Genomic DNA, 25,362 nt, shown 5'->3' with positions numbered 1-25,362 from the left:
CAATGGACTCGCATGGCATGCGCTTCCATTTCGTCATACCGGCCAATTTCTGGGTATCGAACCGTTCTTATATTTGTCGGCAAGGGCGCTGAAAACGCGCGGGAACAGCCGGGCGCGATGGTGTCGGCCCGGATCTGCAACGTGGCATTGCATGAGGCGTGTTCGGCGCGGACGTGCTGTCCCTCGCGCAACGCTATCTTGCGCCGCCCCGGTGCTCGATGGTCGACAGCATCTCCAGCAACACGTCCATATCCACCGGCTTGACCAGATGCGCGTCGAAGCCGGCTTCCATCGAGGCTCGGCGGTCTTCTTCCTGCCCCCAACCACTAAGCGCGAGTATCGTTGCGCGCTGGCCCCAGTCCAGGGTGCGGATGTGGCGGCAGGCCTCGTGGCCGTTCATACCGGGCATGCCGATGTCCATGAGGATCACTTGCGGCCTGACCTGCTCGCCCACGGTGATCGCTTCTTCGCCATCGTACGCAGCGGTGACGTCGTGGCCTTCAATGGCGAGCACCGCAACCAGGGACTCGACCGCATCGCGGTTGTCATCGACAACGAGCACCTTGCTTGCCACCGGCGACAGCGCGCCGGCAGGGAGTTGCGGCGCCACCTCCTGAATGTCTGTGACCGGCAGCCGCACGACGAATGCGCTGCCTTTGCCTTGACCGTCGCTGTGCGCGCGCACCGTGCCGCCGTGCATCTCGACCAGGCGTTTGACGAGCATCAGGCCGATGCCCAGTCCGCCCTGCGCGCGTTCCAGCGTTCGGTCGACCTGCGTGAACATCTCGAAGATACGATCGAGCTGATCCGGCGGAATGCCCGATCCGTTGTCGCGGACCGTGATGTCGACGCTGTCCTTGCCTGGCTCGACGAAGAGTTCGATGTCGCCGCCGGGTGGCGTGTATTTGGCCGCGTTGGACAGGAGGTTGCCGAAGACCTGTGTCAGACGTTCGGCGTCGCCGTGCAGCATGATCTGCGCGTCGGGCTGCACCAGTCTCAGCCGGTGGCCGTGCTGTTCCAAGGCCGGCTTGCACGACTCGACGGCATGCTGCAGAACCGAGTCGAGCGTGAGGGCGGTCAGCCGAAGTTCCAGCTTGCCACGATTGATGCGGTTGACGTCGAGCAGGTCGTCGACCAGCCGGACCAGCTGGCGCAACTGGCGGTCCATCACTTCGCGGGCGCGCGCCGTCATGCCGGGGTCGCGTTCGGCGCGCTTCAGCACTTCCAGCATGTTGCGCAGCGCGGCCAGCGGATTGCGCAGCTCGTGGGCCAGTACGGCCAGGAACTCATCCTTGTGCCGCCGTTCGCGCGCCAGTTCGGATTCCGCGATATGGCGCTCCAACAGTTCGGCGGCCTGCCGCGCCAGCAGGTCGATGTAGCGCAAGGCTTCGGGTGTGGGGCCGCCGGGCCAGCGGTAATGGTTGTTGAGCATGCCCAGCAGTTGACCGCTGCGGCTGAGTAGCGGCGTGCATTGGATCGACCGGATGTTGTCTTCCATGACGATCTCAAGCCCCAGCGTGCCTTGCAGATCCGTCAGTTGCTCGACATCGGGCACGACCAGCCGTTCCAGGTGCTGGGCGGCTTCGGCGCAGCTTGCGACCCAGCCGTCTTCGGCGAAGTGTTCGACCAGGCGCGCGCTCAGGCCCTGGTGCACGGCGATGCGCAGCGTGTTCTTTGCCGGATCGTAGATCTGGATGTTGCCCTTTTCCGTTCCGGAAATGTCGGCGGCGGCGGCCAGGATCTTCTTGAGCAGCGGTTCGAATTCGCCGGGGCCGACAAGTTCGGCGCTCAGTGCCTGCAACCGGGATAGCGCGTTGACCTCGTTGCGCAGATCTGCCGCGGCGCGGTCGCGTTCCACGACGATGCTGGTTGCCAGCGCACCGAACTCGGCGACGCGCTGTTCCCACGGCGTGCAATGACGCACCTGCGGCAGGCAGAGCAGAAACCAGCCGACCGGCGTGCCGTCGGGCGCCATCGCGGCGCGCGCGTGGCAGGCGTGGATGCCGTTGTCGCGGCAGATGGTGCGCCAGGACTCGGCCCACGTCGTCGACTGCTCGATGTCTTCGCTCTCGACGGGGCTGCCCCGCCGGATTGCCGGATCATCCGTCGCAAAGAGCGCCTCGTGGATCGGCAGGCCGCGCAGGGGGCAGGCGATCGAGGCGGGGAGATGGGTGGAATAGGCGTCGCCGACGGTGACGCGATCGGAGCCGGTCAACAGGACGCATGCCCGGCTGCCGGGCGCCAGGCGGCAGACGGCTTCGGTAAGCGCTTCCAGGCATGACCCCGTGGGGGCCCCCGAAGCGACAAGGAGCAGAAGCTGCCGCTGTTCTTGGTCCAGGGCAGCTTGGCTCGCGGAATCTGGCGGCTCGTGGGTCAAGTGCATCTCCTCTTCTTGCGACGCCTTGGCGGCGGCCGTCCCCCGGCAGGGCGGGGGATTGAAACGAGGCGCTCAAGGCAAGAGCCAAGGCGCCTCAGAGGCTTCAAATAATTGCACGAATCGCGCAGAAGGAATGTTGCAATTTGTCCCGGTTGTGGCGGGGCGTGACGGCCCCAGTCCGGTTACTCCAGCGGCAGGGTCAGGACGCCTTGCGGGGCGGGGCGCATCATGACGCGCCGATACCACGCGGACAGCGCGGGCGTGTCGGGCCGCTCGATGGGCAGGGCCAGCCAGCGGTGCGCGGCGGCGACAAGCGCGATGTCGCCCATGGTGAGGTGACGCCCGGCGATGAACTCGCGGCCTTGCAGGGCCTGGTCCAGGATCAGCGCACGGGCGTTGGAGCGTTTGATCGAATTTTCGATGGCGGCCTTGTCACGCTTGTCTTCCGGGGTGCGGATCAGGCCCAGAAAGGCCGGCCCCATGGCCGGCTGCCATTCGGTCGCCTGCCAGTCCATCCAGCGGTCCGCATCGGCGCGCAGGCAGACGTCCTCGGGCCACAGCGTACCCACGCCGTAGCGCGCCGCCAGGTAGCGGACGATGGCGTTGGATTCCCACAAGATGAAGCCGCCGTCGTCGATGACGGGGACGAGGCGGTTGGGATTGAGCTTGGCCGCGTAATCGGCGGTGTCGACCACGCCGAACGGGCCGCCGGCCTGGACAAAGGTGTGCGGCAGGGCCAGCTCGCGTACGGCCAGCATCACTTTCTGAACGTTGACGGAGGTCAGGCGTCCCCAGATCTTCAACATAGCCAATCCTTCTAAGGGTCAGGCCGGCGGCAGGTGCCGCCGCGCAAAGCCGCTGTCGCGCCCGAAGCGCGGCCAGTCGAATGCCGGCCCGGGATCGGTCTTGCGCCCCGGGGCGATATGTTCGTGTCCCTGGGCGGCAACCAGGGGATAGCGCGCGCGCAGGGTGTGGGTGAGCCGGCGCAGCGACGCGTACTGTTCGCCAGTGTAGGGCAGCGTGTCCGTGCCTTCCAGTTCAATGCCGATGGAAAAATCGTTGCAACGCTCGCGGCCGGCAAAGCGCGACACGCCCGCGTGCCAGGCACGCCGGTCCGTCGAGACGAATTGCACGATGCGGCCGTCGCGGCGGATGAAAAAGTGCGCCGACACGCGCAGGCCGCGCAGGCGTTCCAGCCAGGGATGCGAGCGGTAATCGAGCGTATTCAGGAAGAGGCCTGCGACCTCAGGTCCGCCAAATTGGCCTGGCGGCAGGCTGATGTTGTGCACGACCAGAAGCGAGACCTGCTCGCCCGCGGGGCGCGCGTCGCAGTTGGGCGACCGCATCAGGCTAATGCCCGGCGCCGGCGCCAGCCAGCCATGTCGATCCAGGAACAAAGGCATAGAGAGAGACGGTCAGCGTTTGGCCGGACCCAGGCGGGCGTGGTCGGGGCTGCACCAGGTCTGGCCGTCCTGCAGCAGGGCCTCGGAGCGGGGCAGATGGATGCCGCAATGGGCGCAGCGCACCATGGATTCGATGGCGGGCGGGGGCTGCGCGCCCTGCGCCTTTTTCTTCTGCCCGCCTTGTGCGTCGGCCTGGCGCTGCGCGGCCATGCGGCCGGCAATGCGGGCGACAAACAGAACCAGGATGATCAGAACGATCCAGAACAGCAACTTGCCCACGTCAGCCTCGATGCAGAATCATTTCCAGCACGAACCGGCTGCCGGTGTAGGCCAGAATCAAAAAACCAAAACCCGTCAGGGTCCAGCGCAGCGCGACGCGGCCGCGCCAGCCCCAGATATGCCGGCCGGCCAGCAGCACGCCGAAGGTCAGCCAGGACAGCAGGGTGAAGACAGTTTTGTGGTCGAACGGCAGGATCTTGCCGGTCAGCTTCAGGGAGGCGACCGAGCCCGAGCCCACCGCCAGCGTCAGCACGACAAAGCCGATCCAGATGATGCGGAAAAGCAGTTGCTCCTGCACCAGCAGCGGCGGCTGCGAATCGAGCACGCGCCCGATGATGCTGCGTTCGGCGGGGGCGTCCAGGGGACGGTGCAGGTGGCGGTCCAGCAGGGCCATCATCATGGCGTGCAAGGCGGCGATGGTGATCAGACCGTAGGCCGCCAGGGCGATCAAGAGGTGCACGCGCAGCCAGGGATCGTCGGCATGGGGCACGAACTGCCCCTGCGGGAAGATGGCGGCAAGGCCGCTGGCGATGGCGGCGGCGGGCAACAGCAGCAATTGCAGGCCGTCGATGCGTACCAGCAGGCTTTCCAGCCAGAACACCACCATGCCCAGCCAGATGGCGGCGGACAGGGCCAGCGCCCATCCAATGAAAAGATGCTGGGATCCCAGCATCGATTGTTGCAGCCCGATTCCATGGAGAACCAGGGCGCCCAGCAGGCACAGACGGGCGATTCTGCCGGTCTGTTCCACTTCCCCGGCGCCGGCCAGGCGGATCCAAAGCGATCCCCCTAGCACCGCGTACGCCAAGGCAGCCGCTGTGTGAAATACAATGCCGAGTGACATAGAAACCGTTGTCTGGATGGGGCCTTGGGGTGCGCGTCACCCGAAAGCGCAGAATCCGCGCCTGCGGCCACCGTTCAATCAACTAGTTTAAGCGGAAACGCCTCTCATGCTCGATAACCTAACTCAACGCCTGTCGCGCGTCGTCAAGACGCTGCGCGGGGAAGCCCGCCTGACCGAGGCCAACACGCAGGAGATGCTGCGCGAAGTGCGCATGGCGCTGCTGGAAGCCGACGTCGCGCTGCCGGTCGTTCGCGACTTTGTCGCGCGGGTGAAGGAAAAGGCGCTGGGCGAAGAAGTCGCCGGCAGCCTCAGCCCGGGCCAGGCGCTCGTCGGCGTCGTCAACAAGGAACTGACTGCCCTCATGGGCGGCGACCTGGGCGCCGACGCCAACGAACTGTCGCTGGCCGTCCAGCCGCCCGCCGTGATCCTGATGGCGGGCCTGCAGGGCGCCGGCAAGACCACCACCACCGGCAAGCTGGCGCGCTGGCTCAGCGAAGGGCAGCACACGCAGCACGGCCGCAAGACCGGCAAGAAAAAGGTGCTGGTGGTGTCCGCCGACGTGTACCGTCCGGCCGCTATCGACCAGTTGAAGAGCGTGGCCGCGCAGGTCGGTGTGGATTTCCTGCCGTCCGATCCCAGCCAGAAGCCCGAAGACATCGCGCGCGGCGCGGTTGACCACGCCCGCCGCCATCATTACGACGTGCTGATCCTGGACACGGCCGGCCGCCTGGGCATCGACGAGGCCATGATGCGCGAGATCCGCGCGCTGCATGACCTGGTCAAGCCGGTGGAAACGCTGTTCGTGGTGGACGCGATGCAGGGCCAGGATGCGGTCAATACCGCGCGCGCCTTTGCCGACGCGCTGCCCCTGACCGGCGTCGTCCTGACCAAGCTGGACGGCGACGCCCGCGGCGGCGCGGCCCTGTCGGTACGCCACGTCACCGGCAAGCCGCTCAAGTTTGTCGGCGTGTCGGAAAAACTGGATGGCCTCGAGCCGTTCTACCCCGACCGCATGGCGCAGCGCGTGCTGGGCATGGGCGACATCGTCTCGCTCGTCGAGCAGGCGCAAAAGAACATCGACATCGCCGAAGCGCAGAAGCTTGCGTCCAAGATCAAGTCGGGCAACAAGTTCGACCTGAACGACTTCCGCGATCAGCTCGGTCAGGTCAAGAAGCTGGGCGACATGGGCTCGCTGCTGGAAAAGCTGCCGGCTCAGTTTCAGCAGGCCGCCGGGCAGTTGCAAGGCGGCCAGGCGGAAAAGCAGTTGCGCCGCACGGAAGGCATCCTGAATTCGATGACGGCCGCCGAACGCGCCAAGCCCGAACTGATCAAGGCCTCGCGCAAGCGCCGCATCGCCGCCGGCTCCGGCGTGCCGGTTCAGGAGGTCAATCGTCTGCTGGCTCAGTTTGAGCAGATGCAGGGCATGATGAAGCAGATGAAAAAGGGCGGCATGGCCAAGATGATGCGCGCCATGGGTGGCATGAAAGGGCTGGGCCGCTTCGGAATGAAGTAGGACCCGCAGTCAAAAAAATGGCCAGACATTGCGTCTGGCCAAGCAATCGCGGCAGGCAGGGGGCGCCGCGCCGCGACACAAGCCGGAGAACGCATGGGTGTCCTCCGGTTTGTTTGAATTCGGTGCCGCTTACGACAGCGGCGGGATGCGCAGCACTTGGCCCGGGTAGATCTTGTCGGGGCTGGTGAGCATGGGCTTGTTGGCTTCGAAGATCAGGGTGTTCTTGGCGCCCTGGCCCTTGCCGTATTGCGCTTCGGCGATCTTCCACAGGTTGTCGCCCTTTTGCACGGTGTACATCTTGGCTTCGGGCGCAGCCTGCTTGACCTGCAGCTGATTGTCCACCGCGGCCACGCCGACGGTGTTGCCCAGCGCAAGCGAAATCTTCTCGGCGTCTTCCGTGCTCAACGCCTGGCCCGCGACCGTGACCTTGTCGCCGTCCACCGTGATTTGCAGGCCATCCGCGTTCAGGCCGTGCTTATCCAGCTCTTTCTTCAATTCCTCTGCCGTCGCGGCCTTGGCCTCGCTGGCGCCGAAGAGTTTTTCTCCAACGTCCTTGATGAAATTGAGCAGACCCATAGCGTTTCCTTTATCAATATTGCGGTGAGAAAACCTGTGCTCTCGAAGGCGCCTGTCCGGTTGAAGGCGGCGCGATAGAAACGATTATGACTCGCACATTTGCCCTACGACGAGGGGTTGTGGTGTAACAGGTTGCTAGCCTCTTGCCAGACTACGCAACAATGCTGGCATCTTGGCGGGACGTTGGTATCTGGGGGCGTAAGCCTCCTCGTGCGTAGGGCGGCATGCAAAAAGGCCGCTGGGTTTCAGCGGCCTTAAATGGGGTGTCGCGATGCGGCGCCGGAGCGCTGCGGTGACCGTAGTTCAGCCGCCGCCCACCGCGACCACGATCTCGATCTGGTCGCCGTCCGACAGCGCCGTCTGCGCGTGCTGGCTCTTGGGCACGATTTCGCCGTTGCGTTCGACGGCCACGCGCTTGCCGGCATAGCCCAGCGTTTCGAGCAATTCGTTGACCGTGGTGTCCAGCGGGAACTCGCGGGCGTCTCCGTTCAGGGTGATGTGCATGTCAGGACTCCTCACTGTTTGGCGTAGGCGTCGGTGGCGGCGATCAGGCGCGCCAGCGTGCCGGGTTCGTCGAAGGCGTGGCCGGCATCGGGCACCAGGTGAAACTGCGCTTCCGGCCATGCGCGGTGCAGGTCCCACGCGGTGCGCGCGGGCGTGCAGACGTCGTAGCGGCCCTGGACGATGGTGCCGGGGATGCCGCGCAGCTTCTGCGCGTCGCGGATCAACTGGCCTTCTTCCATGAAGCCGGCGTTGAAGAAATAGTGGTTCTCGATGCGCGCAAAGGCCAGCGCCGCGCGGTCCGCGGCGTGGCTTTGCTGATGGCGCGGGCTGGGCAGCAGCGTGATGGTGCTGTCTTCCCATTTGCTCCAGGCCTTGGCGGCGCGCAGTTGCTCGGCGGGGTCGTTGCCCGTCAGCCGCTTGTGGTACGCGGTGACCAGGTCGCCGCGTTCGGCCTCGGGGATCGGCGCCAGGTATTCTTCCCAGCGGTCCGGAAACAGCCACGATGCGCCTTCCTGGTAGAACCATTGGATCTCGGCGCGGCGCAGGCCGAAGATGCCGCGCAGCACCAGTTCGCTGGTGTGGGCCGGGTGCGTCTCGGAATAGGCCAGCGCCAGCGTCGACCCCCAGGATCCGCCAAACACCAGCCACTTCTCGGCGCCCATGACTTCGGTGCGCAGTCGCTCGATGTCGGCGACCAGATGCCACGTGGTGTTGTTGTCCAGGCTGGCGTGCGGATGCGATCGACCGCAGCCACGCTGATCAAAGAGCAGCACGTTGTAGCGTTGCGGATCGAACACCTGCCGGTGCACGGGCGAGCAGCCGCTGCCGGGCCCGCCATGCAGGAAGACGGCGGGCTTGCCGTTGGGGTTGCCGCACATTTCCCAATAGATCTGGTGACCGTCTCCGGTGTCCAGCATGCCTTGGCGGTAGGGTTCGATCGGCGGATAGAGCATCAGGCGGCTCGCTTGAAGATCAGGTCCCAGACACCGTGGCCCAGGCGCAGGCCGCGTGTCTCGAATTTGGTGAGGGGGCGGTAGTCGGGTCGCGGCGCATAGCCGTCGACGGTGTTTTTCAGAAGCGGTTCGCCGCTCAGCACTTCCAGCATCTGCACCGCGTAGTCTTCCCAGTCGGTGGCGCAGTGGATGTAGCCGCCGGGCGCGATGCGGCTGGCCAGCAGCGAGATGAACGTAGGCTGGATCAGGCGGCGCTTGTGATGGCGCTTCTTGGGCCACGGATCCGGAAAGTAGATGTGCACGCCGGCCAGGGAGTCGGGGGCGATCATGTCGCGCACCACTTCAACGGCATCGTGCTGGATGATGCGCAGGTTCTGGATGCTGGAGTCTTCGATGCGGCGCAGCAGCGATCCGACGCCGGCGTTGAACACTTCCACGCCCAGGAAGTTGTCGCCAGGCCGGGCCAGCGCGATCTTTTCGGTGGTTTCACCCATGCCGAAGCCGATCTCCAGTACCGTCGGGGCCTGCCGTCCGAAGGCGGCGGCCGGATCCAGGCGGCGGGGAGCGTACGGGATGGACCATTGGCCCATCAGGCGCTCCAGCGCCGCCAGCTGGCCCTGCGTGATGTGGCCGCGGCGATGGACGAAGCTGCGGATGTGCGCGGCGCCCGGGCTGTTGGGCGCATACGCGGCGCTGGCCAGCGCGGCCTGGGTTTCCGGGGAAACGGGGGCGGGCGCGGCGTGGGCGGCGGGCGAGGCGGAAGGACTCACGCCCGGCTTGGCGGGCGCGTCTGCGGGGGTTTCCGCAGGGGTGTTCGTGGCGTTGTTCGCGGGGTTGTTCGTATTCATAGGCGGGATTGTAGTGGCAGGCCTGCCCGCGCGGAGCCGGTCATAGGGACTAAAACAGGGACATATTTATTCCGGACGCCTGCGGCTATAGTTTCAGCCCGGTTTCCCTGCGCCGTAGTCCTTTGTCATGAACTTTGCCCGGATCGACCTCGTCACGCTTGCCCTGTTTGTTTCTGTTGCGCGCCAGGGAAGCATCTCGGCCGGCGCGCGCCAGTCGCATCTGGCGGTGGGCGCGGCCAGCAAGCGCATTTCCGACCTGGAAGCCGCGTTGGGTTCGCCCCTGCTGTTTCGCAATGCCGCTGGGGTGGAGCTGACCGACGCCGGGCAGGCGTGTCTGGTGCACGCGCTGCGGGTGCTGCAGGAAGTCGAGCAGATGGCCGGTGCGCTGTCCGACTTTGCGCAGGGCGTGCGAGGCCAGGTGCGCATTGCCGCCAACACCTCGTCGCTGACCCAGTTCCTGCCCGAGGACCTGGCCGCCTTCATGGACGAGCATCCTGCCGTGCGCATCGACCTGGAAGAGCAGAACAGCAGCGACATCGTCACCGCCGTGCTGGAGAACCGCGCGGACATCGGCGTCTTTGCCGACCGCACGCTGGCAGACGGTCTTGCCACCTTTCCCTATCGTCTGGACGAGCTGGTGCTTATCGTGCCGCAGCGCCATCCGTTGGCCGCGGAGCCGCAGGTCGCCTTTGCGGACACGCTGGCCTACGACTACGTCGGCCTGCCGCCCGCGACGTCGCTGGCGACCCGGCTGTCGGAAGAAAGCGGCCGGATGGGCCGGGCGATGCGGCTGCGCATCCAGGTGCGCAGTTTTGACGCCATCTGCCGCATGGTCGCGGCCACGCGTGGCGTGGGCATCCTGCCGCGCATCGCCGCCGAGCCGCACGCGCGGTCCATGCCGATCCGGCTGATTCCGCTGACCGACGAGTGGGCGCGCCGCTGGCTGCTTCTGGGCGTGCGCGACGCCGACACCCTGACCGTGGCCGCGCGCCTGCTGCTGGCCCACCTGCGCGGCGAGGGCTGAGGGTTAGCCCGGGGTTTCTCGTTCCGGGAATGCCCCTTTCCCCGATTGTCCATTCCGCTCCCCGGCGCTTTGCGCGCACACTGCCGTCCATCACTACCGTAAGACGCGCCTAGGAGGCGATATGGCAGGGCAGATTCTTGCCGGCATTCGTGTGCTGGAACTGGGACAACTCATCGCGGGGCCTTTTGCGGCCAAGACGCTGGCGGACTTTGGCGCGCAGGTCATCAAGATCGAGCCGCCAGGCCAGGGCGATCCGTTGCGTAAGTGGCGTCTGCTGCACGAGGGCACCTCGGTGTGGTGGGAGGCACAATCGCGCAACAAGCAGTCGGTCTGCGTGGACCTGCGCCAGCAGGAAGGCCAGGACATCGTGCGCATGCTGGCGCGCGAGGCCGACGTGCTGATCGAGAATTTCCGCCCCGGCACGCTGGAAAAATGGGGCTTGTCGTGGGAAGCCCTGCACGAACTGAATCCCCGGCTGATCATGTTGCGCATCTCGGGCTACGGCCAGACCGGTCCCAAGGCGCGCGAACCCGGCTTTGCCGCGATCGGCGAAGCCATGGCGGGCCTGCGCTACCTCAACGGCGAGCCCGGCCGCGCGCCGGTGCGCGCCGGCCTGTCGCTGGGCGACACCATCGCCGGCCTGCATGGCGCGCTGGGCGTGATGCTGGCGCTGTATCAACGCGATGCGCGCGGTGGCGTGGGGCAGGTGATCGACACCGCGCTGTACGAAAGCCTGTTCAACCTGAGCGAGAGCCTGCTGCCCGAGTATTCGGTGTTCGGCGCGGTGCGTGAGCCCGCCGGCGCGTCGCTGCCCGGCATCGCGCCGTCCAACGCCTACCCGTGCCGGGACGGCTACGTGCTCATCGCGGGCAACGGCGACGCCATCTACACCCGGCTGATGGCCCGCATCGGCCGCGACGACCTGGGACAGGACCCGGCGCTGGCGCATAACGACGGCCGCGCGCGCCGTGTGGAAGAGATCGACGCCGCCATCGGCGCGTGGACGCAGGAACGGCAGATCGACGACGTCCTGGCCGCGATGCTGGAAGCCGGCGTGCCCGCCGGCCGCATCTATTCCGTTGCCGACATTGCCAAGGATCCGCACTACCGCGCCCGCAACGCCATCACCTCAATGGAATCCGCGGCGGGCGTGCAGGTGGAAATGCCCGCCGTCTTCCCGTACCTGTCGTCCAACCCAGGGGCGGTGCGCGAACGCGCGCCGACGCTGGGCGAACACACCGACACGGTGCTGGCGTCGGCGGGCCTGACCGAAGAACAGCGTGCCGAGTTGCGCGCCAAGGGAGTGATTGCATGAACCACGGACCCGCCCGCATCGAGATCAACGAGGTCGGGCCGCGCGACGGCCTGCAGATCGAGAAGACCCTGGTGTCCACGGACGACAAGGTCGCCTTCGTGGACGCGCTGTCCGACTGCGGCTTTGCCCGCATCGAGGTCACCAGCTTCACGTCCCCCAAAGCCATTCCCGCGCTGGCCGACGCCGTCGACGTCATGCGCCGCATCCGCCGCCGTCCCGGCGTGATTTATACCGCGCTGGTCCCGAACGTGCGCGGGCTGGAACGCGCGCTGGAGGCCGGCACCGACGAGATGAACCTCGTCATGTCGTGCAGCGAGACGCACAACCGCGCCAACCTGCGCATGACGCGCGACCAGTCGTTTGCCGAGCTGTCGCAGGTTCTGGCCGCCGCGGCAAAGGCCGGCGCGCCGTGCAACGTGTCGTTGTCGACCGCGTTCGGCTGTCCGTTCGACGGCGACGTGCCCGCGGACACGGTGCTGGACCTGGCCGCGCGTCTGGTCGACGCGGGTGCGGCCGGCATCACGCTGTGCGACACGACGGGCATGGCGTTTCCGACACAAGTGGCCGCCCTGTGCGAACAGGCGGCGGCGCGCCTGCCGTCCACCGCGCTGACCGTACACCTGCACAACACGCGCGGCATGGCGTTGGCCAACGCCATCGCGGCCTGGCAGACCGGCATCACCCGCTTTGACGCCGCAGCGGGCGGCCTGGGCGGATGTCCTTACGCGCCGGGCGCCAGCGGCAACGTCAACACCGAAGAGCTGGTCCACATGTTCGACTGTTTGGGCGTGGAGACCGGCGTGTCGCTGGAGCCGCTGCTGGCCATCGTGCGCAGCCTGCCCGGTTTGGTCCAGCGCGATCTGTCCAACGCATTGCTGCAGGCGGGGCCGAGGCTGGCCTTACATGCGCCGCCCGCGTGGCTGGCCGAACGGTTTCCGGCCGACGCCTGATTGATCTGTCTATTCCAAGCTGTACCTGCGGTACCCGAACCACCCACAGATAAAACAATACCCAGGAGACAACGCATGGCCTCTTTCCGCCTGCCCACCGCACTGCGCGTCAGCGCCGCCTTCGCCCTGATCACCGCCGCCGGCGCCGCCAGCGCACAGGCCGATTTTCCGAACCGCCCCGTCACGCTGATCGTGTCCGCTGCGCCCGGCGGCACCACCGATATCGCCGCCCGCCTGATCGCGCAGCCCTTGGGTGCGGCGCTGGGCCAGAGCGTCGTCGTCGAGAACAAGCCCGGCGCCTCCGGCGGCATCGCTGCGCAGGCCGTGGCGCGCGCCAAGCCGGACGGCTACACGCTGCTGCTGCAGTACTCGGGCTTTCAGGTCATCACGCCGCACGTGACGCCCGCCGCCGGCTGGGATCCCATCAAGGACTTTGCCCCGGTCGCCAACGTGCTGTCCGCGCCGCAAGTCGTGGTGGTGCGTCCCGATCTGCCCATCAAGTCCCTGAAGGAACTGGTCGCGTACGCCAAGGCCAACCCGGGCAAGCTGAACTACGCGTCGTCGGGCAACGGTTCGCTGCAGCAGGTCGCCACGGAACTGCTCAACCAGATGGCCGGCACGCAGATCACGCACATCCCGTACAAGGGCACCGGCCCCGCGCTGAATGACTTGCTGGGCGGCGCTGTCGACATGACGATCACCACGCCGCCGCCGCTGCTGGGCCAGATCGCCGCAGGCAAGCTGCGCCCGCTGGCGGTCACGGGCAATGCCCGCTTGCCGTCGCTGCCCGACGTGCCCACGGCCGCCGAAGCCGGCTACCCCGACCTGATCGTGTCGTCGTGGTTCGCCATGTACGCTCCCAAGGACACGCCCGCGCCGGTCGTCGACAAGATCGCGGGCGAGATCCAGAAAATCATGAAGACCGACGAGTTCCGCAAGAAGGCGGCCGAGCAGGGCGCCGAGGCGATCTTCATGGGGCCGAAGGAACTGGGCGCCTACACGCAGACCGAACTGGACCGCTGGGGCAAGGTGGTGAAGGCCGCCAACATCACGGCGAACTGATATCGGCGGGTTTTTGGTCGAAGCGGGCGGGTTTTCTTGACCCGCCCCGACCGAAAAAACCCGCGCTATAATCGCGGCTCTGCCCGGCCCACGGCCGCGGCACGACACCCGAGCGGGTGTAGTTCAATGGTAGAACGGCAGCTTCCCAAGCTTCATACGAGGGTTCGATTCCCTTCACCCGCTCCAGAAATCTACATGGCCAATTGGCGACGCTTTCGTTTTCGCACCGCTACTAGTCGGGAATACTCCCCTCAGGTGTGAATACGAGTGCGCTCGCTCGCCAAAGACGCGTCTAGCGGTTTGGTGGCCGAAACCTTCATCTCCGCCGTCTTTGCTGGCTCTATTTTTTAGATCGCGACTGCTGCGATTGAACACTATGGCCCGTATAGCGGATTGGCGATCAAGCCCTTTAGTTCATTCAGTCAAAGAAGTCTCGGTTTTGGGCTGATCGTAAAGTCGGCGGGTTCCTCCGTGGCACCGTTTCCTCGCGGGAGGAGATCAACATATGCCTCCGGGCACTCGGGACTCGAGCGACGCTCGGGGTAATACAGGATCTGTATCGATCTCGCCTCCGAGATTTAATCTTTCCAACCGGGATCGAGACAACCTACGGTCCGCAATCGCGACCTTGGGTTTTCTCTTGTAGGTAGAAATACTTGCGCAGGGGGTGGCGCGACGTCATTGACACCACTGGCCTCCAGTAGGTGTTCAAACAAACTTGGCTGCAAATCTCTTTGCCGGCGCTCCGCGATTGAAGTAGTATCGAGTTACATTCGTAGCACGTCGTATTGCGGCTGCTTGTGGCCAAGAATCGCGGTACGCGCGGAGTCGCTTGAGAGACGCGGAGAGCTTCCGCGGCGGTGCAAGTTGCCTTGCACGAGTCAGGTTGGTTCCACTAAGGCCGAAGTCTGACCACGGTTACGTCTTTGTGAGTGGAAGCTTGTTCATTTACCGGAGCACAGCATGGAGTTGATGGAGAAACTGAGGGGCATTTCAGAGAAAATTCGCCAGCAAGGCCCGGCGATCAAGACTGAGGAGGCCACGAAGAACGCATTGGTGATGCCATTTATTCACAATATCTTGGGCTACGACGTCTTCGACCCCAATGAGGTCACACCAGAGTTCATCTCCGATGTAGGCACTAAGAAAGGCGAAAAAGTCGATTATGCAATTCTGCTGAATTCTCAAATTCAAATATTAATTGAATGCAAAAAATTCGGTGAGCCTCTGCATATTAATCACGCTTCGCAGTTGTTCCGTTATTTCCACGTAACCACCGCGCGCGTCTCAATTCTCACCAACGGTCAGACCTACCAGTTCTTCACCGATCTCGACGCGCCCAACAAGATGGATCAAAAGCCGTTTTTGGAGCTCGATCTGCTTGATATCGACGACTACGTGGTTCCCGAGATTAAAAAGCTGACTAAAGGCGCTTTTGATTTGGAGTCCGTGATCAATGCCGCGGGTGAACTGAAGTATCTAAGCCAAATTAAGAAGGTTGTCGCCAATCAGTTTGTCGCGCCCGAAGAAGACTTTGTTAAGCTCTTTGCATTGCGCGTCTACGACGGAGTGATAACTCAGCGAGTACGTGATCAGTTCTCCGTGTTGACAAAGCGTGCATTAAGTCAATTTCTGAACGACCAGATCAATGAGCGTTTGAAATCAGCTATGAGCAACAACGCGATTTCTGCTGTTGTAGCGGATACCCCGGAAGCCGAGGAAATTGCCGATACCGCAGAAGGCTCGATCACGACGACGCTAGAAGAAATTGAGGGTTATCACGTCGTGAAAGCTATTGTGCGATCCGTCATTGATGTCAAGCGCGTGGTTCAGCGCGATACGCAAAGCTATATGGGAATCTTGCTGGACGATAACAATAGAAAGCCGATCTGTCGCTTGCATTTCAACCGTAGTCAAAAGTATGTCGGTATTTTTGACGAGAATAAAAGCGAAACTCGACACCCGATTTCATCGGTAGACGAAATTTACGAATTTTCCGATGCGCTTAGGAAGACGGTCGGTTTTTACGGGGCAGATGCGGCAGCGTAGGTTAAAGAGCGAGTCAGAAGTGTTGGATTGTGTGACCTCATAAACCTCAATGTGGGAAGGACGTATGCGCTCCATTCTTCGTATTGTTCTTGCAGTGGTTGCAATACCTTTTGCCGGGGCCGTATCGGCACAGTACTACGGGGGAAATAGCTATGGAAGCGGCCAGCAGCGTGGATCGGGGTATTCGACGCCCTCCGTTCCGCGAACTCCTATGCCGAGTTATGGAACCGGTTCAAACTGGAATAGCACCTCCGTAGAAGGTTATACGCGACGCGACGGGTCGTACGTTGCTCCCCACCAAAGGTCCATGCCTGATGGGTCGGCGAACAACAACTGGTCCACAAAAGGGAATTTAAACCCCTATACGGGGAAGGCCGGCACCCAGCGGGGAAGTGGGTACCGTTAAGAGGCGTAATTTAAGGCCTTATTTTTCCCTCAGGGGGAGTGTCAGTTTGCACACGGTTGTCTGACGTGAGTTGTGGTTCGAATTGCTGCGATTTCCCGATCCATCAGTACGCAACGGCACCCCTCGCCAAATCTCACATCTGCGCCATCCCCCATCCACGAAGAGTTCAATCCCAGTGACGAAGCTGGCCGCACGAAGCCAGAAACACCCCCCTGCCGATCTCTTGCGGCTCGCCCATGCGGCCTGGCGGCACCTGCGCCGCCAGATGTCCGAACAGTCCCTGGCGTGCTTCGTCGCTAACTAGCCGGTCAATTCCGGCGTGCGGATCGGCCGAGGATTGACGACATTCACGCGGATACCGCGTGGCTGCAGATCCAGCGCCCACTAGCGCGCGAAGTTGCTCACCGCCGCCTTGCTGGCGTTATACACACTGAAATTCGCGACCGCTTGAATCGGCACGGTGCATGGCGTCAGGATCGCCGACGCGCCAACGACCAGCAGCGGCAGCGCCTTTTGCACGGTGAACAAGGTGCCGCGCACGTTCGTGCCGAAGATGCGGTCGAAGTGTTCCTCGGTGATCGCGCCTGGAGGCATCTTGTCGCCGCAGCCTGCGTTGGCGAACAGGATGTCGAGCTTGCCGGCGCTTTTGGCGATTTGGGCGTAGACGATGTCCAGGTCGCTCGGTACCGACGCGTCGGCGAGGATGCCGGTTGCTGCGCTGCCGATGCTGGCCACGGTGGCGTCGAGTTCGGCCTGGCGGCCGTTGATGAAGACGCGTGCGCCTTGCGCGGCCACTTCCTCGGCGGCCGCCAAGCCGATGCTGGTGGTGCCGCCGGTGACGAGGGCGATCTTGCCGTCGAGGTGCTCATTCATGAAGAGCTCCATGTCCTTACTGGGGCGGAAGTCTGCCAAGCGGCCCGCGAAGATTTCCGTGTTTCGTGACGTGGCTGACGGGGCATGAAGATTCATTTGGCCCGACGAGATAACGGATAACCCCGGAAGAATTGAAACGACTATGCATGTTTGTGGATAATCGCGTGATCTCTAGGAGTCTTCGGCATGGATCAATTGACAGCGATTCGCGGGTTTGCGCGCGTGGTGGAGGCGGGCAGTTTCACGCGGGCGGCGGACTCGTTGGATATGCCGAACGCCACGCTGAGCAAGATCGTGCAGGACCTGGAGGCGCACCTTGGCGTGCGCCTGCTGCAACGGACGACGCGGCGCGTCACGGTCACGCCGGAAGGACGCGAGTATTACGAGAAAGCGTTGCGCATCGTACGCGACCTGGAAGACATCGACGGGTCGTTCAATGCTGTGCAAGGCAAGCCGAAAGGACACCTGCGCATCGACGTGGGGGGCTCCACCGCGAGCGACGTGCTGATCCCCGCGATCTCCGATTTTCTGACGCGCTATCCCGACATCCGGATCGACTTCGGGGTGTCAGACCGCCCCGTCAATCTGATCAGCGACAACGTCGACTGCGTGATCCGCGGCGGACCGCTCGACGACTCTTCGCTGGTGGCGCGGCAGATCGGCACCGCCGATCTGATCACCTGCGCCACACCGGGATACCTCAAACAGTTCGGCACGCCTGCCTATCCGGATGAGTTGAAGAACGGCCACAAGCTGGTCAGCTACCTGTCGCCGCAGAACGGCCGCGCCTTTCCGTTCCGCTTTGAGCGCGATGGGGAAAAGACGAAGGTCAAGGTCGAGCATCGCGTCGGCGTCAATGAAAGCAACGCGCATCTGGCGGCGGCGCTGGCGGGCCTGGGGATCGTTCAGACGTTCACCTATGCGGCGGGCCCCGCGTTGCAAAGCGGCGCGCTCGTCGAGATTCTGAAACCGTGGCGGCCCCAGCCTTATCCGTTTCATGTGGTGTACCCGCATAACCGCCATGTGACGCATCGGCTGCGCGTGTTCATTGATTGGCTCGTGGCGAATCTGCCCGCGCGGCTCAAAGGATGAAGGGCAGGTGCTGGTAGCCCAAGCCCTCATCGAATATGTCTTGTTGGGAAAGGCGCACCCCGTCAACACGAAGCGCGCCCCGTTCAGAATTACTGATACGCGTTAGAAGCTGGGCTTTCTGGACTGGCTGCGCTGCACATACTCGATCCGCGCATTCATCCATGCCGGGTCATGCATCTGAATGCTGACGCCGCTGTATTTCAATACCGCCTGCGTCAGGTCCGTCGAGCAGCCCATACCGGGGTTCGTGCTGGGTTTGGTGCACCATTCCATGTTCAGGTCGTTGGGATAGTTCGACTGGCGGCCGTATTTTTCCAGCACGGCTTTGCCCATGGCTTCCTTGTTGGCCGGCGTCCACGGCAGTTCATAGCGGATCTGCGACACCGCCAGCGGCCGTTGCTTGTCGACAGGCACGCGCGGCTCGAAGTGGACGATGAAGCTGACGCCATCTTTGTCGTAGCTGAAGTTCATCGGCATCTTGGTGTTCGTGACCGGGTTGTTCGTCGCGTAGCCGATCCGGATGTCCTTCTTGCCAACATTGAAGTTCTTGGCGGTGGCGGCAAGGGCTTCGTCGAAGTCCATGCCCGTCTTGACGCCGGCGACATCAAACGTGCGGGCGTCGACCGAACGGGGAGACGCGGCATTCGCGGGAGCAACGACGACGGCGGTCAGCGCGGAAATGAGGAGTGCAGCTTTCAACTTCAAAATAAAGATCCTTTTCGAATAGCGCGAGGATTATCCGATCGGGTCTTTCTTATGTCCCTAATAAAGTGCAACCAAAATTGTCATCGAGGCGTTTTATTCAAAGGCTGAAGGCCAGGACAAAGCCCAGCAGGGCAACGGTCATCAGCCCGCCCGCGACGGCTGCGGAAGGACGGTGATCCGGGCCGGAGCCGTTGTCCTTGAACCGGAAGGGCCGTTTGACGCTGATGTACGCGCTGGCCGCCAAGGCGGCCGCCGCAACTGCGCCGATCGTGTAGGCAAGCATCTGAACTCCGGGACCCATGAAGCGGCCGGGCGCGCGCCCGGCCACCATCTCAAACCGGCTGGCTCGGCTCTTCGGCCAGGAAACCCCCACTCTGATGCCGCCACAGGCGCGCGTACACGCCGTTCATTGCCAGCAGTTCCGCATGGCTGCCCTGTTCGATGATCTGGCCTTGATCCATCACGATGAGACGGTCCATCGCGGCGATGGTGGACAGGCGGTGCGCGATGGCGATGACGGTTTTGCCCTGCATGACTTCGTCCAGGCTCTCCTGAATGGCGGCTTCCACTTCCGAATCCAATGCGCTGGTAGCTTCGTCCAGCAGCAGGATGGGCGCGTTCTTGAGCATGACGCGGGCAATTGCGATGCGCTGGCGCTGGCCGCCCGACAGCTTGACGCCGCGTTCGCCGACGAGCGTGTCGTAGCCGGTGTTGCCGTGCGAGTCGCTGAGCTGCTGGATGAAGTCGTCGGCCTGTGCCCGGGCCGCGGCGGCGCGGATTTCTTCGCGGCTGGCGTCGGGGCGGCCATAGGCGATGTTGTCGCAGATGGAGCGGTGCAGGAGCGATGTGTCCTGCGTGACCATCCCGATGGCGCTGCGCAGGCTGTCCTGCGTGACCTTCGAGATGTCCTGGCCGTCGATGCGGATGTGTCCCCGTTCGACGTCGTAGAAGCGCAGCAGCAGGTTGATGAGCGTGGACTTGCCGGCGCCGGATCGTCCGACCAGGCCGATCTTTTCGCCGGGGCGCACGGTGAGGGTCAGGCCGTCGAGGACCTGGCGCTCGTTGTTGTAGTTGAAATAGACGTCGTCGAACTGGACTTCGCCTTGCGTGACTTGCAGGGTGGCGGCGTTGGGCGCGTCCTGCACCTTCGGGACGTGGGTCAGGGTGGCGATGCCGTCCTGCACGGTGCCGATGTTCTCGAACAGCGAAGTCATCTGCCACATGATCCAGTGCGACATGCCGTTCACGCGCAGCGCCATGGCGGTTACGGCCGCCACTGCGCCGGTGCCGACTTCGTTGCCGTGCCACAGCCACAGCGCGTAGCCGCCGGCCGCCAGGATCAGCGCCGACACCAACGCCTGGTTCACGATTTCAAATTGGCTGACCAGACGCATCTGGCGGTAGCCGGTTTCCTTGAAGTCCTCCATGGCGGCGCGCGCAAAGCGGGCTTCGCGGTTGGTGTGCGAGAAAAGTTTGACGGTGGTGATGTTGGTGTAGGCATCGGTGACGCGTCCGGTCATGGACGATCGGGCATGCGCCTGCTCTTTGCCGACCTTGCCCAGCCGCGGCACGAAATACATCATGGCCAGGCCGTAGAGCGCCATCCAGCCGATGAAGGGCAGCATCAGACGCCAGTCGAAGCCCCCGGCCAGCGCGACGATGGTGACGAAGTAGACAGCGATGCCGAGCACGATTTCGCAGAAGGTCAGCAGCACTTCGCGCACGGCAAGCGCGGTCTGCATAACCTTGGTGGTGACGCGGCCGGCAAATTCATCCGAGAAGAACGACAGGCTTTGCCGCAGCATCATGCGGTGAAAGTCCCATCGCAGGCGCAGCGGCAGGTTGATGGCCAGGACCTGATGCTGGACCAGTGTGCGTAAAGCGACGACGCCAACGCTGACGCACAGCACGATGGCAATGCCCCACAGGACCTGGCGTTCGTGTGCCGACGCGGCCTCGCCGGCTTTCCAGGCGGTGAGAATGTCGACGACCTGCCCCAGGAAGGCGAAGAGCCACGCTTCGTAGATGGACACCGCCGCGCTCAGGATCGCCAGCGCGGCGATGTAGCGGCGCGAACCGTGCGTGCAGAACCACAGGAAGGCGAAGAAACCCGTGGGCGGCGGGGGGACGTTCTCGGAAGGGAACGGATTGAGCTGGCTTTCAAATCTGCGGAACAAGGCAGAGACTCCAAATTCACGAATTAATGCGAGGCGGTCGTGCGGCGGACCCGGTAGGTGATACCTCAGCGATATTTCAGCGCGTCGACAAAGGCGGAGAAGGCGGGCGAGGCGGGGGCATGCAGGTGAATGCCCCGGGATACCGGGTCGTTCTTCCGCGAACTTGCAGGCGTGGATGGATCCGGATGGCCGCTGCCGGATGCTGTCGCGGGATGGCCCGGTCGGATCTTGCGGCGTGGCGGGTGTCGGATTCCGCGCGGCGTACGCAGGCGATCCTACCACCATCAGACGCCGGGCCGTCCGCGCTGGCAGGGACGACCACGCACACGGCAGTGATCAGGGCTTGAAATACCGCGCCGGCGTCGTGCCGAACACGGCCTTGAATGCAGCGACGAAGCTGGACGCGATTCATACCCCACGTCGAGCGCCACGTTGGTGACGCTTTCCCCGTAGGCAAGCTGCTCCAGCGCGGTGAGCAGCCGCTGGCGCTGGCGCCATCGGCCGAACGACAGGCCGACCTCCGTCTGGAACAGGCGCTCCACCGGCGCCATCGACGTGGCGGCGAACGTGCATGGCACCGAGGTCCAGCGGATTGCTCGGCAGTCGCTGATGTCGGGCTTTCATGGGCTGTATCGCATCGGGGGGCATGTGGGCGCAGCGGCAATGACGGCAATTATTGCCGCCGGCGCCAGCGCGGCGGCCGCAACCATCTCAGCCAGCCTCGTCATCGCGCTCTGCGTGCTGCGGGCCGCACCCGGCTTCCTCACTTTGCCGCAGGCAAAAAAGGCGCCGTTGCTGATCGCCGCCGCACATTGACGCGCCGCGGGTGATGCGCCGGTGGTGATGCACCTCCACGCGTCGCGGCGATGCGCTTCACGGCATACCGGCCATCCGCCTTACGCCATTGCCGCCACGCGCCGCCGGAACATATCCGCCATCGTGGCGGCCGCCAGCGATAGCGGCGTGCCCTGCAGCGTCATGATGCCGATGCTGGCGACCGGCATCGGCACGTCCGCGCGGATGCGCCGGGCCTCGTCGCCATAGGGTTTGATGTCGAGCATGCCGGACGGGCAGATGATGAGCGCGTCGCTGCGGGTCATGAGGCTCCACATGACGCCGAAGGTGTCGCATTCGATCACGCGGGCGGGCTCGGGCAGGCCGTGCGCGCGCAGGCCGCGCAGGAAGGCTTCGGTATGGCTGCCGCCCGAGACGTTGAGCAGCCATTCGCTGCCGCGGATGTCTTCCCAGCGCCGCGCGCGCGCCAGCGGATGGCCCTTGCGGCAGGCAATCATGAATTCCAGCGGGCGCAGTTCTTCGAATTCAAATTCCTGGCCGCCAGCGCCGTCGTTCATGCGCGAGGCCAGCGCAAAATCCAGCGCGCCGTTGCGCAGGGCTGGCTGCACCGAGGCCAGCAGGCCTTCCGAGACCTTGACCTTCGCGGCCGGCATGCTGGCCCAGAATTCGGTCAGCACGTCGGGCAGCACGCTGAGCATGACCATGGGTGTCACGCCGACCGCCACCCGCGCCTGCGCACCGCTGAGCAATTGGCGGATGTCCTGGCGCGCCAGTGCGAGCTGCGCCTGCGCCAGGCGGGCCCGCACCGTCAGGTGTTCGCCGCATTCGGTGACGGCGATGCCCTTGGGGCTGCGCGTCAGGAGCGGCGCGTCCAGTTCGGTTTCGAGTTCCTTGATGGCCTTGGTCACGGCGGCCTGGCTCAGGTGCAGGCTGCGGGCGGCGGCGCGGATGCTGCGCAGTTCAGCGACCTTCAGCCACGCCCGCAATTGATGGTCCTTCATGACGGCTTTCCGGCTGACAACCTAGGGTGGTCACCTTAACAAAAATATAGCCTTACAGGCAGCGCGGACCATCCCTAAGCTGATCGTCGATCAGGCCCGGCAAGACCGAGAGGCCTGGCCCGAAAAGCGCTTCAGGAGAATGCCATGCCGATCTTTGCCCGCCGTGCCGTTTCCTTGTTTCTTGTCCTTGTGGCCGCCACCGCTGCCGGCGCCGCCCGCGCCGACTGGCCGGAACGGCCGATCAAGCTCATCGTTCCGTACGCCGCAGGCTCCGGTCCCGACGTGGTGCTGCGCCCGATTGCCGACGCGCTGGGCCGCGAACTGGGGCAGCCGGTCATCGTGGAAAACCGGGGCGGGGCGGGCGGCATCGTCGGCACGCAGGCCCTGGCGTCGGCGCCGCCCGACGGCTACACCATCGGCTTCGGCAACATCGTCACGCTGGCGATCAACAAGAGCATGTACGCCAAGCTGCCCTACGACCCGCAGCGCAGCCTGGCGCCCGTCAGTCTGGCCATCAGCAACGCGCTGGTGCTGATCGCGCGCAATGGCCTGCCGGCCAACAACGTGCAGGAGCTGGCCGCGTATGCGAAGAAGAATCCCGGCAAGGTCAGCGTGGGATCGCTGGGGGTCGGCTCCAGCGCCCACCTGGCGGGCGAAATGCTCAAGAGCGAGACCGGCACCACCATGTTGCACGTGCCGTACAAGAGCGGCCAGCAAGCAGTTGTGGATCTGGCGGGCGGGCAGCTTGACGTGATGATCGACAACGTCGCCGGCGTTCTCCCCTTCATACGCTCGGGGCAGGTCAAGGTGCTGGGCGCCACCAGTCTGAAACGCGTGCCCGTGCTGCCGGACGTGCCGACGCTCGACGAGTCGGGCTTGAAGGGGTTCGAGGTGGTGTCGTGGGGTGGCATCGTCACGCCAGCGGGTGTGCCCAAGCCGGTGATCGATAAGCTGAATGCCGCAGTCGCCAAGGCGCTGCTGGACCCCGCGGTGCAGAAGCAGAACGAAACCCTGTCCGTCGACGCCACGCCGTCCACGCCCGAGCAGTTCGCCAGCCTGATCGCCGCCGAGATTCCGCGCTGGGCGGCGATGGTGAAGCAATCCGGCGCGTCCGCCGATTGAGCGCGCGTTGCAGGATGGGGCGGGCAGAACGCGTGCCGCGTAGCGGTTCCTGCACATCCGGTATTTCAGAATAGGGAGACAACATGACTATCGCACTCTGGCGCTGGAACGCGCTCGACCTGGCCCGCGCCATCCGCAACGGTGAAGTATCCAGCCGGGAGGCGGTGCAAAGCTGCCTGGACCGCGCCCAAGTCGTCAATCCAGCCTTCAACCCGCTGACGGAGACCTATGCCGAGCAGGCGCTGCGCGCCGCGGATGCGGCCGACGCGGCGGTGCGCGGCAAGCAGGAGTTGGGCGCGCTGCATGGCGTCCCGGTCACGATCAAGGCCAACGCGGATCTGGCGGGCACGGCCACGACCAACGGCGTGACGGCCTACCGGGACCTCATCGCGCAGGAAAACAATCCGGCGGTCGACAACTGGCTTCGCGCGGGGGCGATCGTCATCGGACGCACGAACGTTCCGGCGTTTTCCTGGCGCTGGTTCAGCGACAACGATCTGCACGGCCGCACCGTCAATCCGTTCGATGTGGCGCGCACGCCGGGCGGCTCCAGCGGCGGGGCGGCGGTGGCGGCCGCGCTGGGCGTCGGGCCGCTTGCGCATGGCAGCGACCAGGGCGGCTCCATCCGCTATCCCGCGTATGCGTGCGGCGTTGCTGGGCTGCGGCCCTCGCAGGGCAGGGTGCCCGCGTATAACGCGACCCAGCGCGCCGAGCGCCCGGTAGCCTCTCAGATGGCGGCCACGCAAGGCCCGCTGGCGCGCACCGTGGCGGATCTGCGCTTGGGGCTGGCGGCGATGTCGGGCGGCGACGGGCGCGATCCCTGGTGGGTGCCGGCGCCGCTGGAATTTCCTGACTTGAACGGCAGCCGTCGTGTCGCGCTGTTTGCGGGCACGGCGCAGCACAAGGCCGACGCTGCAGTCACCGACGCGCTGCAACGCGCCGCCGGCTGGCTGCAGGACGCGGGCTACTTCGTCGAGGTTGCCGAGCCGCCGCAGTTCGACACCGCGGCCGCGCTGTGGCTGGACGTGCTGATGAACGAAGCCGCCGGGTCCATGCAGCGCGAGATCGAACGCGCCGGCGACCGCGCCATCCAGAACGCGTACCAAAGCATGCTTGCGCACACGCCCCGCCGGGACAAGGACGGCTTCATTCAGGCGATGGCGATGCGCACGACGATCCTGCGCGAGTGGGGCCGCTTCTTTGAGCGCTATCCGGTCCTGTTGATGCCCGTGTCTTTCGCGCTGCCATTTCCGGTGGATCGGGATCAGCAGGGCGCGGACGTGATGGCGGACATCCTTCGGGCGCAGAGCCCGTTGATTTCAACGGCGATCCTGGGATTGCCGGGACTCTCCGTACCCGTTGGCCGCGCCGAGGGCGTGCCGGTTGGGGTGCAGTTGGTCGCCGGGCGCTTTCGCGAAGACCTGTGCCTGGCGGCCGGCGAGGTCATTGAGGCGCGGGCCGGGTGGTCGGTGCTGGACCAGCTGCACGTGTGAA

At 64.6% G+C, this 25,362-nt stretch carries 24 protein-coding genes, 1 tRNA gene and 1 pseudogene; 11 read left to right on the top strand and 15 right to left on the bottom strand.

Going from position 1 to position 25,362, the window contains the following annotated elements; all coding sequences use genetic code 11:
* Positions 1-193 precede the first annotated feature (193 nt).
* From AB3147_RS24945 to AB3147_RS24925, 5 genes are all read right to left on the bottom strand, one after another.
* A complete protein-coding gene (locus tag AB3147_RS24945; protein WP_367353258.1) occupies positions 194-2,215 on the bottom strand; it encodes a hybrid sensor histidine kinase/response regulator in 2,022 nt (673 codons plus the stop codon).
* A gap of 344 nt (positions 2,216-2,559) precedes the next feature.
* Positions 2,560-3,183 (bottom strand): glutathione S-transferase family protein, encoded by a 624-nt coding sequence (locus tag AB3147_RS24940; RefSeq protein ID WP_175122355.1) that lies wholly within the window; start codon positions 3,181-3,183, stop codon positions 2,560-2,562.
* Between the two features lie 18 nt (positions 3,184-3,201).
* The gene (ampD, locus tag AB3147_RS24935; protein WP_367353257.1) at positions 3,202-3,780 is read right to left on the bottom strand and encodes a 1,6-anhydro-N-acetylmuramyl-L-alanine amidase AmpD; all 579 of its coding nucleotides are present in this window, start codon (positions 3,778-3,780) and stop codon (positions 3,202-3,204) included.
* A 12-nt stretch (positions 3,781-3,792) separates the two neighbouring features.
* The gene (locus AB3147_RS24930; RefSeq protein ID WP_286890451.1) at positions 3,793-4,059 is read right to left on the bottom strand and encodes a PP0621 family protein; all 267 of its coding nucleotides are present in this window, start codon (positions 4,057-4,059) and stop codon (positions 3,793-3,795) included.
* A 1-nt stretch (position 4,060) separates the two neighbouring features.
* Entirely contained in the window at positions 4,061-4,903 is an 843-nt protein-coding gene (locus AB3147_RS24925; RefSeq protein ID WP_175122358.1) for a cytochrome C assembly family protein, read from the bottom strand.
* Between the two features lie 106 nt (positions 4,904-5,009).
* Here AB3147_RS24925 and ffh point away from each other — a divergent pair, with 106 nt between their 5' ends.
* Positions 5,010-6,416 carry a signal recognition particle protein gene (ffh, locus tag AB3147_RS24920; protein ID WP_056559422.1) on the top strand — a complete coding sequence of 469 codons (1,407 nt, stop codon included), beginning with the start codon at positions 5,010-5,012 and terminating at the stop codon, positions 6,414-6,416.
* 129 nt (positions 6,417-6,545) lie between these two features.
* Here ffh and lysM read toward each other — a convergent pair whose 3' ends face one another.
* The 4 genes from lysM to trmB all read right to left on the bottom strand — a co-directional run bounded on the left by lysM (position 6,546) and on the right by trmB (position 9,297).
* Positions 6,546-6,992, bottom strand: a complete 447-nt coding sequence (lysM, locus tag AB3147_RS24915) for a peptidoglycan-binding protein LysM (protein WP_175137914.1) — start codon at positions 6,990-6,992, stop codon at positions 6,546-6,548.
* Between the two features lie 303 nt (positions 6,993-7,295).
* Positions 7,296-7,496 carry a sulfur carrier protein ThiS gene (thiS, locus tag AB3147_RS24910; RefSeq protein WP_056559414.1) on the bottom strand — a complete coding sequence of 67 codons (201 nt, stop codon included), beginning with the start codon at positions 7,494-7,496 and terminating at the stop codon, positions 7,296-7,298.
* Positions 7,497-7,507: 11 nt separating this feature from the next.
* Positions 7,508-8,449, bottom strand: coding sequence for a prolyl aminopeptidase (pip, locus tag AB3147_RS24905; protein ID WP_367353256.1), 942 nt, complete (start codon positions 8,447-8,449; stop codon positions 7,508-7,510).
* Entirely contained in the window at positions 8,449-9,297 is an 849-nt protein-coding gene (gene trmB, locus AB3147_RS24900; protein ID WP_367353255.1) for a tRNA (guanosine(46)-N7)-methyltransferase TrmB, read from the bottom strand. Before trmB ends, pip begins: the two co-directional genes overlap by 1 nt.
* Before the next feature lie 127 nt (positions 9,298-9,424).
* Here trmB and AB3147_RS24895 point away from each other — a divergent pair, with 127 nt between their 5' ends.
* The 6 genes from AB3147_RS24895 (at position 9,425) to AB3147_RS24870 (ending at position 15,697) form a co-directional block, all read left to right on the top strand.
* Positions 9,425-10,321 (top strand): LysR substrate-binding domain-containing protein, encoded by an 897-nt coding sequence (locus AB3147_RS24895; RefSeq protein ID WP_175122360.1) that lies wholly within the window; start codon positions 9,425-9,427, stop codon positions 10,319-10,321.
* A gap of 121 nt (positions 10,322-10,442) precedes the next feature.
* Complete coding sequence (locus AB3147_RS24890; protein WP_367353254.1) at positions 10,443-11,636, top strand: CaiB/BaiF CoA transferase family protein; 1,194 nt, start codon at positions 10,443-10,445, stop codon at positions 11,634-11,636.
* Positions 11,633-12,586, top strand: coding sequence for a hydroxymethylglutaryl-CoA lyase (locus AB3147_RS24885; RefSeq protein ID WP_367353253.1), 954 nt, complete (start codon positions 11,633-11,635; stop codon positions 12,584-12,586). Before AB3147_RS24890 ends, AB3147_RS24885 begins: the two co-directional genes overlap by 4 nt.
* A gap of 75 nt (positions 12,587-12,661) precedes the next feature.
* Complete coding sequence (locus AB3147_RS24880) at positions 12,662-13,648, top strand: Bug family tripartite tricarboxylate transporter substrate binding protein (protein WP_367353252.1); 987 nt, start codon at positions 12,662-12,664, stop codon at positions 13,646-13,648.
* 112 nt (positions 13,649-13,760) lie between these two features.
* A tRNA-Gly gene (locus tag AB3147_RS24875) sits at positions 13,761-13,834 on the top strand.
* A gap of 777 nt (positions 13,835-14,611) precedes the next feature.
* Positions 14,612-15,697, top strand: coding sequence for a type I restriction endonuclease (locus tag AB3147_RS24870; RefSeq protein WP_367353251.1), 1,086 nt, complete (start codon positions 14,612-14,614; stop codon positions 15,695-15,697).
* A gap of 553 nt (positions 15,698-16,250) precedes the next feature.
* Here AB3147_RS24870 and AB3147_RS24865 read toward each other — a convergent pair.
* Positions 16,251-16,976, bottom strand: a pseudogene (locus AB3147_RS24865) (SDR family NAD(P)-dependent oxidoreductase); the annotation flags it as partial.
* A 186-nt stretch (positions 16,977-17,162) separates the two neighbouring features.
* Between AB3147_RS24865 and AB3147_RS24860 the strand changes: the two are divergent.
* The gene (locus AB3147_RS24860; RefSeq protein ID WP_367353250.1) at positions 17,163-18,068 is read left to right on the top strand and encodes a LysR family transcriptional regulator; all 906 of its coding nucleotides are present in this window, start codon (positions 17,163-17,165) and stop codon (positions 18,066-18,068) included.
* 102 nt (positions 18,069-18,170) lie between these two features.
* Here the strand turns inward: AB3147_RS24860 and AB3147_RS24855 are convergent, their stop codons facing one another.
* From AB3147_RS24855 to AB3147_RS24840, 4 genes are all read right to left on the bottom strand, one after another.
* On the bottom strand, positions 18,171-18,773 hold the full coding sequence (locus AB3147_RS24855) for a hypothetical protein (protein WP_175137906.1): 603 nt from the start codon (positions 18,771-18,773) through the stop codon (positions 18,171-18,173).
* Positions 18,774-18,870: 97 nt separating this feature from the next.
* Positions 18,871-19,056 (bottom strand): hypothetical protein, encoded by a 186-nt coding sequence (locus AB3147_RS24850; RefSeq protein ID WP_367353249.1) that lies wholly within the window; start codon positions 19,054-19,056, stop codon positions 18,871-18,873.
* Positions 19,057-19,105: 49 nt separating this feature from the next.
* Positions 19,106-20,950, bottom strand: coding sequence for an ABC transporter ATP-binding protein (locus tag AB3147_RS24845; protein WP_367353248.1), 1,845 nt, complete (start codon positions 20,948-20,950; stop codon positions 19,106-19,108).
* Between the two features lie 284 nt (positions 20,951-21,234).
* On the bottom strand, positions 21,235-21,501 hold the full coding sequence (locus AB3147_RS24840; RefSeq protein ID WP_367353588.1) for a helix-turn-helix domain-containing protein: 267 nt from the start codon (positions 21,499-21,501) through the stop codon (positions 21,235-21,237).
* Here AB3147_RS24840 and AB3147_RS24835 point away from each other — a divergent pair.
* A complete protein-coding gene (locus tag AB3147_RS24835; RefSeq protein ID WP_367353612.1) occupies positions 21,422-21,766 on the top strand; it encodes a hypothetical protein in 345 nt (114 codons plus the stop codon). The two genes, AB3147_RS24840 and AB3147_RS24835, sit on opposite strands and share 80 nt — an antisense overlap.
* An 80-nt stretch (positions 21,767-21,846) precedes the next feature.
* Here the strand turns inward: AB3147_RS24835 and AB3147_RS24830 are convergent, their stop codons facing one another.
* Positions 21,847-22,746, bottom strand: coding sequence for a LysR substrate-binding domain-containing protein (locus AB3147_RS24830; RefSeq protein WP_367353247.1), 900 nt, complete (start codon positions 22,744-22,746; stop codon positions 21,847-21,849).
* A 144-nt stretch (positions 22,747-22,890) separates the two neighbouring features.
* On the opposite strand from AB3147_RS24830, the gene AB3147_RS24825 reads away from it, so the two are divergent.
* Positions 22,891-23,868 (top strand): Bug family tripartite tricarboxylate transporter substrate binding protein, encoded by a 978-nt coding sequence (locus AB3147_RS24825; protein ID WP_175122379.1) that lies wholly within the window; start codon positions 22,891-22,893, stop codon positions 23,866-23,868.
* 83 nt (positions 23,869-23,951) lie between these two features.
* Complete coding sequence (locus tag AB3147_RS24820; RefSeq protein WP_367353246.1) at positions 23,952-25,361, top strand: amidase family protein; 1,410 nt, start codon at positions 23,952-23,954, stop codon at positions 25,359-25,361.
* The last annotated feature ends 1 nt before the right edge of the window (position 25,362 follow it).

The organism is Achromobacter animicus (genome assembly GCF_040775605.1).
GTDB classification, from domain to species: Bacteria; Pseudomonadota; Gammaproteobacteria; order Burkholderiales; family Burkholderiaceae_B; genus Achromobacter; species Achromobacter animicus.
Note: the sequence above shows the minus strand (reverse complement) of the source record. Positions and strands in the feature narration are given on the sequence as shown.

Coding starts and splice junctions, on each gene's coding strand:
- AB3147_RS24940 (WP_175122355.1), bottom strand. CDS start 3,183: ATGTTGAAGATCTGGGGACGCCTGACCTCCGTCAACGTTCAGAAAGTG.
- ampD (WP_367353257.1), bottom strand. CDS start 3,780: ATGCCTTTGTTCCTGGATCGACATGGCTGGCTGGCGCCGGCGCCGGGC.
- AB3147_RS24925 (WP_175122358.1), bottom strand. CDS start 4,903: ATGTCACTCGGCATTGTATTTCACACAGCGGCTGCCTTGGCGTACGCG.
- ffh (WP_056559422.1), top strand. CDS start 5,010: ATGCTCGATAACCTAACTCAACGCCTGTCGCGCGTCGTCAAGACGCTG.
- lysM (WP_175137914.1), bottom strand. CDS start 6,992: ATGGGTCTGCTCAATTTCATCAAGGACGTTGGAGAAAAACTCTTCGGC.
- thiS (WP_056559414.1), bottom strand. CDS start 7,496: ATGCACATCACCCTGAACGGAGACGCCCGCGAGTTCCCGCTGGACACC.
- pip (WP_367353256.1), bottom strand. CDS start 8,449: ATGCTCTATCCGCCGATCGAACCCTACCGCCAAGGCATGCTGGACACC.
- trmB (WP_367353255.1), bottom strand. CDS start 9,297: ATGAATACGAACAACCCCGCGAACAACGCCACGAACACCCCTGCGGAA.
- AB3147_RS24895 (WP_175122360.1), top strand. CDS start 9,425: ATGAACTTTGCCCGGATCGACCTCGTCACGCTTGCCCTGTTTGTTTCT.
- AB3147_RS24890 (WP_367353254.1), top strand. CDS start 10,443: ATGGCAGGGCAGATTCTTGCCGGCATTCGTGTGCTGGAACTGGGACAA.
- AB3147_RS24885 (WP_367353253.1), top strand. CDS start 11,633: ATGAACCACGGACCCGCCCGCATCGAGATCAACGAGGTCGGGCCGCGC.
- AB3147_RS24880 (WP_367353252.1), top strand. CDS start 12,662: ATGGCCTCTTTCCGCCTGCCCACCGCACTGCGCGTCAGCGCCGCCTTC.
- AB3147_RS24870 (WP_367353251.1), top strand. CDS start 14,612: ATGGAGTTGATGGAGAAACTGAGGGGCATTTCAGAGAAAATTCGCCAG.
- AB3147_RS24860 (WP_367353250.1), top strand. CDS start 17,163: ATGGATCAATTGACAGCGATTCGCGGGTTTGCGCGCGTGGTGGAGGCG.
- AB3147_RS24850 (WP_367353249.1), bottom strand. CDS start 19,056: ATGCTTGCCTACACGATCGGCGCAGTTGCGGCGGCCGCCTTGGCGGCC.
- AB3147_RS24840 (WP_367353588.1), bottom strand. CDS start 21,501: ATGGCGCCGGTGGAGCGCCTGTTCCAGACGGAGGTCGGCCTGTCGTTC.
- AB3147_RS24830 (WP_367353247.1), bottom strand. CDS start 22,746: ATGAAGGACCATCAATTGCGGGCGTGGCTGAAGGTCGCTGAACTGCGC.
- AB3147_RS24825 (WP_175122379.1), top strand. CDS start 22,891: ATGCCGATCTTTGCCCGCCGTGCCGTTTCCTTGTTTCTTGTCCTTGTG.
- AB3147_RS24820 (WP_367353246.1), top strand. CDS start 23,952: ATGACTATCGCACTCTGGCGCTGGAACGCGCTCGACCTGGCCCGCGCC.